The following is a 15,305-nucleotide window of genomic DNA, read 5'->3' as shown; positions in this document are numbered from 1 at the left end:
GGGGAGAAAATGACAGAGCTAGAACGTTTTAATAGATTTTATAATGGCTTTCACGATAGCAATGGATCACTGATATACGCGGCAGAATTATTAGAGCGCTCCGCTCGCACGTGGCCCAACAACATTGCACTCATCTGCCAAAATGAACGCATAACCTATCAAGACCTCTATAACCAGGCAACAGCTTTTAGCGAACGCCTTGAAGCAGACGGCATTAAAAACGGTGACAAAATTATCATACTCTGCGACAATTCTATAGCCTTTTTTATTGCGTATTATGGAATTTGGCAAACAGGTGCAATCGTGATACCTCTCAACACATTCTTACATGAACATGAACTCGCCCATGTTTTTAACGACTCACAGCCACAAGCATTATTTATTTCCAAAAAATATAGCACCAAAATTTCTGACGCTACAAAATCAAGCATAAAAATATATTCCGAAGATGATCTCGCACATCTTGAACATAAAAACAATAATTATTCCATCAAAAGACGCGGCCCTGACGAACTTGCCGCCCTGTTGTATACATCAGGAACAACAGGCCTTCCAAAAGGCGTCATGTTGAGCTCCCGCAATATTTTGACCAACACCGCTCAAGCAGCGGCAAATTTTAATGTTACAGAAGGTGGGGAAATTATTTTTGGCGTACTCCCGCTTTTCCATAGTTATTCACAAAATTCCTGCTTATGGACCGGCATCATGGGCGGAGCAACTATTATCATTGTTCCCAAAATAGATCGCCGTGCACTTAAAGAAGCGCTCCAGCACAATCCAACGGTTGTTCTTGGCATACCAGTACTCTACGGTTTATACTGCCACCTTCGCGATATTTCATTCCCACGAGTTAAATATTTTATTTGTGGAGGAGACGCACTCCCCGATAAAATTAGAATGGGTTTTGAACTTATTTTTAAAAGAAAATTGTGTAATGGTTATGGCCTCACCGAAACATCGCCATTTATATCGCTGAATACTGAAGATGCCACACTCCCCACCAATACGATTGGCAAACCAGTTTCTGGCATAAGCATAGAACTGCGGAACAACAACAATCAGCCTGTCAAACAAGGTGACATTGGCGTTTTATGGGTTAAAGGCAATAATGTCATGCTGGGCTATTATAATGCGCCAGAAGCAACTGCTCATGTACTACAAAATAATTGGCTCAACACCGGTGATCTTGCAGTCATGGATACTTGTGGAAGACTTATTATTTGTGGACGAGAAAAAGATCTTATTGTGAACAAAGGCATCAAAATATATCCACAAGAAATCGAAAATATTATTATGAGCCATGCATTAATAACCGCCGTCGGTGTTGTTGGCATGGACTATCACGGCGATCAAATTCCGGTAGCATTTGTTGCCACAAAAGAAAAACTTGCATCTATTTCTGATACGCTCATTGCAGAGCTTGAACAATTATGCAAAAATAATCTCGCTCCGTATAAAGTTCCACGGCGCTTCTTTGTTGAACAGGAACTCCCCATGACGGCAACCGGAAAAATTGATAAAAAAATATTACGAGAAAAACTTTCACACAATACAAAATAATGGCGCACATTAACATTGTTCATATTATATCAAGCTTAGAACAAGGCGGCGCTCAAAAAGTACTCGACTTGCTTATGCGCAACCTGCCACAAGATATGTATAAACATCACGTTATTTTTTTTCATGACGGGCCCTATAAAAAACATTTTAATAGCATGGGCATAACAACGTATAGCATATCGGGATTTATAACACGTTATGATCCTGTTTTCTCGCTACGCCTGTTCTTACTTATAAAAAAATTAAAGCCTGACATATTATGTGGTGCATTATGGGCAGCAAATATCTACGCACGCTGCATTGGATACGCGCTGAACATACCCGTAATTTCTACACTACATGCACTACCAGAACATGAAGGCGCTTTCAAAAATTGGCTTACCCGCATGGCGCCTCATGCAACACGTTATTGCGCCGTATCACCGTCTATCAAAAAATCTTTTGAATACAACTGCCCCACTGCACATATTATTACTATACCTAATGGCATAGCATGCATGCGCAGCGCGCTATGTAGGAAAAAAAATAAAAAAATATTTACGATAGGCAGTGTCGGTAGATTTGTGCCAGTAAAAAATTATCACCTACTCATAGCAAGCTTTAAAGAAATTTATACAACATGTCATCACACGCGCCTGATACTCATAGGCCACGGCCCGCTTGAACAGAATCTCAAAAACTACGCGCAAGAACTCGATATTGGCCACGCCGTTACGTTTATTATTAACAAGCCTGCAGATGCCTATTACAACAAGTTTGATTGCTTTGTGCAATCATCTGATTATGAAGGGATCTCTATGGCGCTGCTAGAAGCCATGAGCCACAAACTCCCCGTTATAGTAACCGGTGTTACCAGTACTGGTATTAATAATCACGATGTTATAGAAAATTATCACGACGGCATAATTATCCCCTCGCGCAATCAAGAAGCACTCACACATGCAATTAAAGAATTTATGTATAATCCCGACCTGCGCTCAACCTGCGCCCGCAATGGCTACAATAAAGTTATAACAACCTACACAACAACAACTATGTGCACCAGCTATCACAGAATTTTTACAGAACTAATATACCCCTGAACAAGATACTACTTTAGCGCTGATAGCTACAAGAGGGCCTATTTGCAGGCCCTCTTGTAATATTTAAAACTTAATGTTAAATATTTTAATCCAATGCTTCAAGCGATTGCACTTCTTCACGGCCGCTTTTTGCGCCCGCATTTAAAAGCACAGCGCGTATGATTTGTAATTTAGCCAATTCAACATTGAGAAGCCCAATTTTGTGTTTAAGATTTTCTTTTCGCCGCTTAGTTGGAGCCATTAATAAACTATGTACGAGACTATGTACGTCATCCCGTTTATAATACGCATCAACTTCGCTCTGCCCTTTCTCAATATAAGATTCAGCCTCCTGAATCTTACCATCAATATAATCAAGCGGCGTCACAAGCAAGTCCCTGTCAATAGGTAACTCTTGGGTCAATTGCTCAGGATGAGTTTTAACATAATCAGCAAATAACGTTATATTAACATCAACCTTATGCTCAATAAGCAATTGAAGAAGATCTATCACGCGCGATAGATCTTCTTGTTGTATAGCAAGCCATAGGGGAGAATGTGCATATTGAGATATATAGCCAGGTTCACCCTCGGTAATTGCAGGATTAAAATTTGATTGAGCTCCCGCATCGAGCAAGCTCTTAACAGCAGCAGGACTCTTACGTAAAATAGCATCTTTAAGAGGAGTCATACTCGTTGGAAACAATCTATCATTTCGAAGAAGGTCATTAAAATAGCGTACCATTCTATCTCTCGCATGGGTATAACCCTTTATGTATTCTATGTTTTTCCATAAAAGAGGCCCCTGAGCGACAGCCTGTGAGGGTAACCAAATTGGTTCATTGGGAAATTGTTTAAAAGCATCAACATCATCCACACCGTTAGCAAGAGCATACTCAAGAAGATTATTGTACGTATCAATTGGCGTAACTTTCGGCTGAGCAAACTTCTTAAAGAAACTTCCAAAGAATCCGCCTTTTTCTTTCATAAGGGCCTGTTTTTTAGCCAAAGTGCTTACATCACCGAATGCGGTGCCACCAGGAAGTCCCTCAACAAAACGTTCAAACCGACCATCACGTGGTGCAACAGGCACACCTGATGGTTGCGGAATAGCGGTTGAATAGGCAGCTTGACCAAGAGCTTTTACTGGCTTAGGACTCCAATAATGGGATGCAAGTTCCCCCGCACCCGTACGAAAACGTGCTAACCCAGCCCCAATTGGCATAAAAATAAGCCCTGACAACATTATTATTAACGTTTTAGCCTTAAAACAGACCATAAATTATCCTCTCACAGTAATATATTTTACATAATTATTTCAAATATAATTTAATTATAAATAGCGCATCATGCATAAGTCAATATTTTAAATAAATATACCTGCCAAACAACACCCTGCATTCTAAAAGCCAATGATCTCGCAGAATCTATTTTCACGCGCTAGAACCAATTCAGGAGCAACAAATTATGAAGGCAAGCATGGCAATCAATAATTTACTCAGTATCAAAATATTAGGTATCGCAATTCATTATCGACTTTACCGGGGTCGCTATACTCATGGCAAAAATTCATTTCTTTTTAGCCAATACAGCTGAACGAGGCGCTACTTCAGCACTGGTAGGTTTTGGTTTTATTTTTTGAAGATTTACCGTAATATTTGATGTCTTTTTTGCTTTTGTTTTTGGAGCAATTTTAATAATAATTTCTTGTCCAAGTATATTTAAAAAACGAAAAAGTCGTTCAAGAGAAAAACCAGCTAATTTCCCCTTATACAGTGCAGATATTTTTGGTTGATCAATGCCAAGAAATTCCGCAGCATCTTTTTGACTAAGACGTTTTTTCTTAATGAGAATACTAATTTGCATAGCAAGTTTTGCTTTAGCTAAACGTTCTTCAGGATTTGAAACACCAAGATCGGCAAAAATATTGCCTGAACTTATTTCAAAATCTTTATTATTCATACATACCACTTTTATTCTTTAAATCTTTTTAAGTATTCTTTATATAGTTCTTCGGCCTGCTTTAATCTATTTTCTATAAGTCCTAACTCTTTCTTTGGAGTCGAAATACCACTTTTCGATTTTTTTTGAAATATATGTAATACAAATACCACTTCCTTAAACTTCACCGTATACACCGCACGATACGTTCCCGCTCTATCATCGGCAATTATTTCAATAACACTTGCGCCATGGAATCCCTTAAGCACTTTTGCATCGTCATGCTTATTTCCTGTTTGCGCATAATATAAGGCATACCCGATAGCATCTATAACATCTTCAGATAAAGACATTAAATCATTTTTACTTGAACCTACCCATATAATTACTTTTTCCATACATTTCCTAGTTATTTAATAATATGCCAAATTTAGCATATTTTAACAATAACTTCATAGTATTAAGCGCCCTATTATTTATGTAAAAATGACAAACTACATACTCATGGCTAAAATACTGCGTACTCTACTTTCTTGAACCAATTCAGGATGATTTTGTTCATAGATATCACGTTTTATTTTTGCCATCAGCTGATCGCGGGCATTGCAATATTCCTGATATGCAGGGGTGCCGTGGGCTAAGCTATAGGGAAATATTTTTATATCTTTACCAGCTTTGTCTGGATTAAGAACAAACTTATTGCTGCACAGCAGCCCATACTCGATAGCATCAGCGTTCTGTAATACTGTTGGGTTTTGCTTGAGTTGCGTAATAATTGCTTGCGCGGAATCAAGCGTCTTTTTATCTTTAGTTTTCACCACAACTTTTGCACCGCCGGACGTAGTAGGGTATATATTCTGCCGTACCATCTCTTGATTGGCAGAAATTAATAATATAACCCCTTTATTTTCTGCTTTTTTATGCAACCGTTCAAGATTTTGAATATCTTTTTTATATCTAGTAAAAAAATCTCGCATGCCCACTTGTGCAAATAATTCTTCTGCGTTGATGAGATTTCTATTATTGTTAACAGATTGATCATAATTATGATACCAATAATCAAATGTACAACTGCCCTTTCTACTGCTATTGCCAAATACTGCGTGGTTCATAAACAGGATATCAGAACGCAATGCTTCAGCATTGCCCTGGGCTAAAGTTGCATGCACGCTTTCGTCAACTTGCGTTACATTATAATTGTCTTTAAAACGCAAAAATCTATAATTTTCAAATTTTTTATTGAGCTTGATTTCCATCAAATGAGTAAATATATCTTGCTTCAAATCCCAATCCCATGCGCATCCGTGTACAAAAGTAAAATTACCCGCATGCTCTTCTTTTTTTTCTTGTTCATGCAGGCTATTTATCATGCGTACCACTTGAGGATCTCTTAACGCATTACTAAATTTTTTTTTTATTAGACACTGATGTACGAATACATGAGCTTCTGTTTGACTCATCGACAGAGGTATGGGTGTCTGCTTCAATGATGGACGATAAACATATCCATCCGGTGGATTTACATAAACCCATTCCGAATAATTATTATATAATTCAATAAGACCAGCTTCTGATTGTAAAATTGTAGAAAAATTTTGTATCGAAAAGTTTTCAGCTAAGAACATATTTTTTACAAGGCGATCTCGTAATGCATTAAGAATCAGCTCTCTATCACCATAAGAAATACCATCACTGCCCATTCGAAATAATCGGCGTAATACGTATTCTAATTTTGCTGCGTTCATGTTATTAATATTTTCAATAATGCTAGGAACGATAACATGATTGTAAACAGATTGATATTTGTGAAAGATATTATCTAACATAGAAATATGAATATGTTCGATATTTGCCATAGCCGCTTTGTACAACTTTTCATATTTTTTTATATCGTCTTGAGTGGGGGCTAGTGGCTTTTCAAATAAACACCCAAAAAAATTAAGCGGATATTCTTTTTCTGGATATTGAATTACTAAATCAACAAATTCGTGAGATTCTTTAGATTCTTTATTTAAAAGGTCTGGTACATAACTTAACACCCCGGAATCTACATCTTTAAAATTTTCTTTAATTGCATGAATTAATCGATCTCTATATTCACGTGAAAGTTTTACTGTGCGACCTGCTAACAACAAAAGGAACGCGCCATCTTGCGTAAGACGTGTAATATTTTTCGCAGCATAATCAACAAGAAAGGAATCTGCTCGTGGATTATTTTGCACGAACCCATAGGATCGAAACTCTGATATACCTCCCCCCCGTTCTGCCATAGGCTTTGTCATATCAGGTGCTATAATGTGTGCAAATTCATAAAGCGCATTTTCTTCATGCGGAGCTATTGTTTGTTGAGTATAAATGGCATTATCGAAGCGATTTTCATAATAATCGCGCATGGAGCTGAGCAGCGCAGGCTTATATTTTTTTATTGTATTAAAAACGCGCGAAACGTACTGATCTTTTTTATCTTGTGGGGCGCATTTTTGTATAAAATTAAGCCCCGTTTTAACCGCTTTATCTTGCAGATTATCTCTATTTTTATAAGCATAAGTGCTTGCGCCAAGAGCACCTGTAGCTGCTACAGCTTTAACAAGAGCAGTTTTTTTACATAAAGCCCCGCCAGCCCGTGCCCACATAGCCTCCGCGCCGCTGCCATACAATAGACAAGTAACTATAAAAATAGATAACAACTTTTTCACGCAAATCTCCATTATGGCGAATATTATTATTTCTAATTGTAACTTATACAAAAAGGGTGTCAAGGTCAAAGCAATAACTAAAACTACATACTCATGGCTAAAATACTGCGTACTCTACTTTCTTGAACCAATTCAGGATGATTTTGTTCATAGATATCACGTTTTATTTTTGCCATCAGCTGATCGCGGGCATTGCAATATTCCTGATATGCAGGGGTGCCGTGGGCTAAGCTATAGGGAAATATTTTTATATCTTTACCAGCTTTGTCTGGATTAAGAACAAACTTATTGCTGCACAGCAGCCCATACTCGATAGCATCAGCGTTCTGTAATACTGTTGGGTTTTGCTTGAGTTGCGTAATAATTGCTTGCGCGGAATCAAGCGTCTTTTTATCTTTAGTTTTCACCACAACTTTTGCACCGCCGGACGTAGTAGGGTATATATTCTGCCGTACCATCTCTTGATTGGCAGAAATTAATAATATAACCCCTTTATTTTCTGCTTTTTTATGCAACCGTTCAAGATTTTGAATATCTTTTTTATATCTAGTAAAAAAATCTCGCATGCCCACTTGTGCAAATAATTCTTCTGCGTTGATGAGATTTCTATTATTGTTAACAGATTGATCATAATTATGATACCAATAATCAAACGTACAACTGCCCTTTCTACTGCTATTGCCAAATACTGCGTGGTTCATAAACAGGATATCAGAACGCAATGCTTCAGCATTACCCTGGGCCAAAGTTGCATGCACGCTTTCGTCAACTTGCGTTACATTATAATTGTCTTTAAAACGCAAAAATCTATAATCTTCAAATTTTTTATTGAGCTTGATTTCCATCAAATGTGTAAATATATCTTGCTTCAAATCCCAATCCCATGCGCATCCGTGTACAAAAGTAAAATTACCCGCACGCTCTTCTTCTTTTTCTTTTTCATGCAAGCTATTGAGCATGCACACCGCTTGAAGATCTTTTAATGCATCACTAAATTCTTTTTTTATGAGATCCTGATGCACCAATGCATGCGCTTCTGTTTGGCTAATCGCTTGAGATGCTGACACGTGCGCCAACGCCGGACGATACCACGGTATCGAATAGTGATTATACAAATCTATAAGACCAGCTTTTGACTCTGGAATAGCAGAAAAATCTTGTATCGAAAAAGTTTCAGTTAACGGTATATCTTTTACAAGCCGATCACGCAGCGCGTTAAGCATTTTGCCACGATTTCTGTAAGAAGCGTTTTTCATGATAATCGATAATGTAATTGCATCAAGCATATCAATACATTCAATAATTTTTCTGGTAAAAAAATTTGAAAAAGAAGCATTGCATGCTAAGAGTTCTTTTACCATCGAAAATTGAACTTCATTAAACTTATTCTCCATGGCAGTAGCCAATTCTTGTAACATCTCTGAAGAAAAATCATAACCAAACGTGGGTTGTAAGCTAGCAGCCAATAAAAACGGGTCACGAGAGCATAAAAATTCTATATAACCCTGAGCATATTTTTTGGTTATATTTTTTACGGTTAAATCATGAAAGGCTTTGTTTACTTCTTTATGAAAATTAATAACAATGCCCCGTAAGACTCTGGCGTCAACATCTTTAAAATTAGCTTGTATTGCGTCAATAATTTTTCGAGTATTATCGTCATAGATACGCCCAGGAAAAATCAATGAAGTATTCGGATCGCTGTAAAAATATTGAGCGACCAAAAGATGCGTCAATCCCTCATTAAGATTTTTTATATCATTAACGGCGGCATCAACAAATAAAGAGCGGGCCTGTGGATTGTTTTGCATCACATAGTCTATTATTGGTAGGGGAAATTTCGTTATATCAGGGGCAATAACTTGCGTAAATTCATGAAAAGCAGATTCTTCATGCTGAGCTATTTTTTGTTGAGTAGCAATAGCATTCGCAAAGCGATTTGCATAATAATCAAGCGTTGAGCTCAGCAGCGCAGGTTTATATTTTTTTAATGTAGTAAAAACGCGCGAAGCGTACTGATCTTTTTTATCTTGTGGGGCATATTCTTGTATAAGATTAAGCCCCGTTTTAACGGCTTTATCCTGCAGATTATCTCTATTTTTATAAGCATAAACACCAGCGCCAAGAGCACCTGTAGCTGCTACAGCTTTAACAAGAGCAGTTTTTTTACATAAACCCCCACCAGCCCGCGCCCACATAGCCTCCGCGCCCTGGCCATACAGCAGACAAGTAACTATAGAAATAGTTAACAACTTTTTCACGCAAATCTCCATTATGGCGAATATTATTGTTTATTATTTCTAATTGTAACTTATATTAAGAAAGCGTCAAGTTCAAAGCATAAGGGGGGGTACGCGTTGTATACACATATCCCCTTATTTAAATTCTCTTTCAAGAGCTTATATCAATCGCATTCACTATACTCGAAAGACGATCTCGTTCCACGCCTTCGGTCTTTAGCTTGCCTTTTAGCAAGTGCTACAAATTGCTCCAATTCTTCGTCACTGGGCAAATTCTTCGCATATGTGCGTCTTCCTCGCTGCATGATGTCTTGTAGTATATCAGCCCTTTGTCCATCAGCTGCAACCCGAAGAAGGTCTTGTACAATTTGTTCACCTTTTTGTAAGCGCTCTGCATCCCGTAATCCCCTTGCGTTGAATCGAGCAAAGAGCCCAATACGTAATTTTGCCGCTTCTATATCCGCTGTCCCCACGGGCACCCCTGCCATCAACAACGTGTTTACAATTTCAGGATCACCAACCTGAATAGCCCGAGCAAGATCTTCTTTATGCACAGGAACTCCAGAAAGTAACAGAAAGAGTACTGCTTCAGGATCAGCGGCATTAATAGCCTTGGCGAGAGGTTTAGACGCCTCTGGTTTATCTACCACTTTTGGTTGATTTTCACATCGAGGCGGAGTAGTAACTACCCCATAGCGAACAGGAGGACGCCAAGGTTGTTGCAACTGTGCTCGTTGACCATATACTCGATTACGCAAATCTGGAAAATATTGCTTAATCAATGGCCTATAACTTTCTTCCTGAGCCCCTAATTCATATACCTCTTCTGATGGAGCATATCGCTCCCACATACTTTTTGCCGGCTTGGCTTTCTCTCTATCAATATTTGCCTGCCGCCACTTTTTGGCCGACTGCCACCAACCCGTTGGTTCTGTTTGGGCTAATATCTGATTTTCACATTGTGCGACAACCACTGCTATGATCGCCATTCGCAATAACATACGTTTCACAAAACACCTCTTTCTTACATTGTTATACTTTACCAGCCCTTTTCTTCACGACTGAGCTGACTAGAAGGATAGTCCCTAAAAAGTCTTTGCTGAAAGTGCCACTCAGATTGATCACGCATTAAATAGTTATTATATAATTTATCCCTCAGAGCTAATTTTTCATTAAGCTCTTTATAGAGCTTCTGTTTAAGAAGTTCCTTAGCCCGCTTTTGGCTAGGACTTATTGACTCCATAGCATTACGCGATGAATATTGACTAAGATCCTTAAACTTTGCTTCCGTTTCCGCCACAGATTTATCAATTGCCCTTAGCGCACTCTTATCGACATTAAGCGGCCCACCTTGAGAATCAAACAACATATATAGACCACGAATATTTCCCATCTCTATAGCATGAACAAGAGGCGTTATCTTTTCACCGCTACTCGAATATAAGCTAGGTTGATTCATAAGAGCCTGATAAAATGGAATCAAATAGTAACTCCCTAATGATAATTTTCGCATCAACGCTCCCTGAAACTCATTAAGTCTTTCAGGATCGCTTGTCATTGCCTGTAAAAAAAGATCCGATATCGCTCCATCATGAGGGTTGCTTTGAACATAATCAATAGCAGCTTGCAAATCATCTGCAGAAATACTATTAACTGGCACTTCAGATCTTCGCAACATATCTGCGACATTGAGCACTCTATTTCTTGCCAATGCACGTTGCTGCTCATCCGCCAGTCCTTCCCCAAAAGCTTTGTCAACAAAAACACCAGATTGAGAAAAAGCACCTCTATCGACAATATACTTATCATCAAGCTCTTGCTTGAGCAACTTAAGATTTTTCAGTTGTTCTTTTTTTTCAGAACGTTCTCTACCCAACCAGTTTAGCGGATAACTTTCAATCTCTGTCATAGCATTATTTATCGCCATAAGAGCTGCATCATCAACTATTGCCCCATTATCCAACAAAGTTTTTGCAACAGCAACACTTCCTAATTCTATAGCACGAACAAGTGGCGTTGTTGGTTGAGAGCTAATCGCTGAAAGATTACCCGGACCACGTAAGCCAGCATACGAATATACACGAGACTGATTTATAAGCTCCGGAGCATACATTCTCATTTTTTCAATCATTCCAGGGTCATACATAATCCTTGCCCAAAAATCATCCTGAATTGCTACATCATGAGGATTTGCTTTAATATAATTAAAGACTCTCTGCCAATCACCCTCAGAAATACCCCGAAAAGCCCCTGGATGACTTGCGGCCTGCATCACTTGTTTTATTATGTTTTTTTCCTGTTCTTCTGAACGCTCAAGCGCATCTTGCTTAGTCAATGCATGAGCTCTTTTAAACATGGAGTCGCGCACCCAATCGCGCATGCCCGTGGCATATTGCTTAATCAATGGCCTATAACTTTCTTCCTGAGCCCCCAATTCATATACTTCTTCGGATGGGGTATATCGCGCCCACATACTTTTTGCCGGCTCGACTGGCCGAGTATCAATATTTTTCTGCCACCAATTTCTAAATCGCCCCAAACCCGTTGGTTCTGTTTGGGCTAACACCTGATTTTCACATTGTGCGACAACCACGGCTATGAGCGCCATTCGCAATAACATACGTTTCACAAGACCCTCATTGGTTAATTGTTACATATTTTCTATCTGTATCGAAATATATTTTATAAATATTTCCATTATATAACAATTTTATCTAACTTTGCGCATATTTGTCAATGATTAAACAAATAACAACGACTATAATTTTTTCTTATTTTTTATCAAACGGCCGTTCGCGACCAGCCTTCCAAAGCCTATACGTTCCAAAAAGACCATAAGCAAGGCTTACGACGCCGCATATAATACTTGTCCCCGCAGAACCAATAATCACACGCGGGAAAGGATTCCCAAAAGAATAGTTGTTAAGTTCTTCTTTAAGATACAGAGCAGAGCCAACAGAGAAAATGCCAAAGCCTAAAGCTTTTTTATAATTTTTATCAAGAGAAAATGAATGCAGTGAGCTGAATAGGTGTGCCGCTACCAGCAACACACCTATATATTTTTTCATAATTTACAAAAGTCTATGATCTGTACGAGGAGTTATCCCGAGAAGCTCATATATTTCGTGCGCGAAAAGGGTTTCTTTTTCTAACAATTTCTTGGATAAGATCTCAAGCTTGTCTTTATTATCAACCAATAATTGTTGTGTTTTTTTATAGCAGTCATCAATAATAGATTTTACGGCGTGATCAATTTTTGCCGCACTCTCTTGAGAATACTGACCATTTTGATAAACAACCATACCGAGATCATCAGACATGCCATATTGCGTTACCATATTGTGTGCAATATTGGTAGCATTCATAAAATCACTACGAGCACCACCAGAAATATTATTAAATATCAATTCCTCTGCAGCCCTACCACCAAGGCACATCATAATTTTAGCAAAAAGCTCTTCTTTATTTACAGAATATTTATCCCGCTCTGGCAATGAATGCGTTACACCCAATGCTGGACCTCGTGGAATAATAGTTACTTTGTATAACGGATCAAGCACTTCTGGCATAACCAAGGTAACCATCGCATGACCAGCTTCATGATACGCCGTCATCTCTAGCTCTTTAGGAGACATGATAATAGACTTACTTTCTTTGCCCAAAATAATTTTATCACGAGCTTCATCAAAGTCTTCTAAGGTCACTAAGGGCTTATTAAACTTAGCTGCGTGCGTAGCAGCTTCATTAATAAGATTTTCCAGCGCAGCGCCTGAAAAACCAGGAGTTCCACGTGCAATCTTTTTTAAATCAACCGATTCATCAATTTTTACACCACGAGCATGGACCTGTAATATTTCTTCACGACTTACCAAATCAGGATACGGAACATCAACCCGACGATCAAATCTACCCGGCCGTAACAATGCCTTATCAAGGATGTCAGCCCTATTAGTAGCCGCGATAACAATAACCGAAGAATTGCGTGATTCAAATCCGTCCATCTCAGTTAATAATTGATTAAGCGCCTGATCGCGTTCATCATTGCTATACGAAGAGCCACCACGTTGACGACCTATCGCATCAATTTCATCTATAAATATGATACTCGGAGAATGTCTTCTGGCTTGCGCAAAAAGATCACGCACACGCGCTGCACCAACACCAACAAATACTTCAACAAATTCTGAACCGCTTGCGCTAAAAAATGGGCAATTAGCCTCACCCGCAACAGCCTTTGCTAGCAACGTTTTACCATTACCGGGCTCACCGACTAGCAAAACACCGCGCGTTAGCCGCGCACCGATATCATGATATTTTTTAGGATTTTTTAAAAAATCAACAACATCATATAATTCTTCTTTAGCTTCATGAACACCCGCAACAGAATTAAAATTAACCTTAACCTGCGTTGGCATATACATCTTAGCCTTACTCGACGTACGAGCATCCATAGAGCTAGTCACGGCCTGAGCATCTTGCGATTGCAACAGCTTTGCATAAGAATAGTCAAAATCAGCCTGCGTAATAAGCTCCTGATTTTTTTTAGACGCATTCAATGCTGCCTGATTTACCAAATTTGCTAAATCAGAACCACTAAAACCTGCTGTTTTAACCGCTATAGCATATAAATCAACATCCGGAGAAAGCTTACTTGCCTGAGCATTAATTTTTAAAATTTGCTCGCGTGCATGAATATCCGGAAACGGGACACTAATTCTTCTATCAAATCTGCCAGGACGCAATAACGCTTTATCGAGAACATCGGGAATATTGGTCGCTGCAAGAACAACAACGGGAGCAGCCGAAGAAGAATCAAATCCATCCATCTCGGTTAACAACTGATTGAGCGTTTGCTCACGCTCCTCAAGACCGCCACCACCAATACCGCCACCGCGCTGACGACCAATGGCATCAATTTCATCTATAAATATAATACTTGGAGCATTTTTGCGCGCTTGAGCAAAAAGATCTCGCATGCGAGCAGCCCCAACACCAACAAATACTTCTATAAAATCAGATCCGCTTATGCTAAAAAATGGGCAATTTGCTTCGCCTGCAACAGCCTTTGCCAACAACGTTTTGCCATTACCTGGCTCACCCACCAACAACACGCCGCGCGTTAAGGTCGCGCCAAGCTTTTTGTATTTTTCAGGATTTTTTAAAAAGTCGACAATATCTTTTAGTTCATCTTTAGCTTCTTGAGCTCCTGCAACTGCATCAAAATTAATTTTTATTTGTGAAGGCATAAACATCTTTGCTTTACTCTTGCCCATTGAAAAAAGAGTGCTGCCACCGCCAGAACCTCTGTTTTGTCGCACAAAAAACCAAATCGCTCCAAGAGAAAGAACAAAAAATGCAAGAAACACCAAATGCCACACTGAAAATTGCCCTGAGGCTGACCCTACAGAAAATTCAACATTGTGCTTTCGTAAAAGATCCCAATTTTGATTATTGTCTGCAATGACCGTTTCAAATCTTTTGCCATCTTTAAGCGCCCCGGTAACATCCTGCCCAGAAATATGGACCGCCTTGACCTGGTCGGTTTCTACATTTTTTAAAAACGCGGAATAACTCATTGCTTGAGTTGAACGGGAATAATCAGTTAATTTGGTCATCACTAAAAGACTGATGGTAAAGAGCGCTACCATCATCATGACATTGCGAGGACCACTTTTAAAATTTTTAAAATTCATTTTGGTAAATTTCATAACATACCTGCCGTATAATACATTTAAATTCTGATAAAACAAGAGTCTTTACATAAAATAATACACAAAAAATATAATTTTGTCGATAATTACAGCAAT

11 protein-coding genes are annotated in these 15,305 nt (G+C 38.8%); 2 read left to right on the top strand and 9 right to left on the bottom strand.

The window, feature by feature from the left end; translation table 11 throughout:
* The first annotated feature begins 9 nt into the window (after positions 1–9).
* Complete coding sequence (locus tag WC707_00850) at positions 10–1,560, top strand: AMP-binding protein (GenBank protein MFA6065711.1); 1,551 nt, start codon at positions 10–12, stop codon at positions 1,558–1,560.
* A complete protein-coding gene (locus WC707_00845; protein MFA6065710.1) occupies positions 1,560–2,642 on the top strand; it encodes a glycosyltransferase in 1,083 nt (360 codons plus the stop codon). Before WC707_00850 ends, WC707_00845 begins: the two co-directional genes overlap by 1 nt.
* 85 nt (positions 2,643–2,727) lie before the next feature.
* Here WC707_00845 and WC707_00840 read toward each other — a convergent pair whose 3' ends face one another.
* From WC707_00840 to ftsH, 9 genes are all read right to left on the bottom strand, one after another.
* Positions 2,728–3,900 (bottom strand): hypothetical protein, encoded by a 1,173-nt coding sequence (locus WC707_00840; protein MFA6065709.1) that lies wholly within the window; start codon positions 3,898–3,900, stop codon positions 2,728–2,730.
* 290 nt (positions 3,901–4,190) lie between these two features.
* Positions 4,191–4,583 (bottom strand): helix-turn-helix transcriptional regulator, encoded by a 393-nt coding sequence (locus tag WC707_00835; GenBank protein ID MFA6065708.1) that lies wholly within the window; start codon positions 4,581–4,583, stop codon positions 4,191–4,193.
* 11 nt (positions 4,584–4,594) lie between these two features.
* Entirely contained in the window at positions 4,595–4,960 is a 366-nt protein-coding gene (locus WC707_00830) for a type II toxin-antitoxin system RelE/ParE family toxin (protein ID MFA6065707.1), read from the bottom strand.
* A 96-nt stretch (positions 4,961–5,056) separates the two neighbouring features.
* Positions 5,057–7,258 (bottom strand): hypothetical protein, encoded by a 2,202-nt coding sequence (locus WC707_00825; protein MFA6065706.1) that lies wholly within the window; start codon positions 7,256–7,258, stop codon positions 5,057–5,059.
* 83 nt (positions 7,259–7,341) lie between these two features.
* The gene (locus WC707_00820) at positions 7,342–9,519 is read right to left on the bottom strand and encodes a hypothetical protein (GenBank protein MFA6065705.1); all 2,178 of its coding nucleotides are present in this window, start codon (positions 9,517–9,519) and stop codon (positions 7,342–7,344) included.
* Between the two features lie 143 nt (positions 9,520–9,662).
* On the bottom strand, positions 9,663–10,508 hold the full coding sequence (locus WC707_00815) for a hypothetical protein (GenBank protein ID MFA6065704.1): 846 nt from the start codon (positions 10,506–10,508) through the stop codon (positions 9,663–9,665).
* 29 nt (positions 10,509–10,537) lie between these two features.
* Positions 10,538–12,127, bottom strand: coding sequence for a hypothetical protein (locus WC707_00810; GenBank protein MFA6065703.1), 1,590 nt, complete (start codon positions 12,125–12,127; stop codon positions 10,538–10,540).
* Between the two features lie 142 nt (positions 12,128–12,269).
* Entirely contained in the window at positions 12,270–12,566 is a 297-nt protein-coding gene (locus tag WC707_00805; protein MFA6065702.1) for a hypothetical protein, read from the bottom strand.
* Positions 12,567–12,569: 3 nt separating this feature from the next.
* Positions 12,570–15,206, bottom strand: a complete 2,637-nt coding sequence (gene ftsH / locus WC707_00800) for an ATP-dependent zinc metalloprotease FtsH (GenBank protein ID MFA6065701.1) — start codon at positions 15,204–15,206, stop codon at positions 12,570–12,572.
* Positions 15,207–15,305: the final 99 nt, after the last annotated feature.

It is taken from the genome of Candidatus Babeliaceae bacterium, from assembly GCA_041660765.1.
Taxonomy (GTDB): Bacteria; Babelota; Babeliae; order Babelales; family Babelaceae; genus JBAZVR01.
This window is presented reverse-complemented; position numbering and strand designations above follow the sequence as displayed.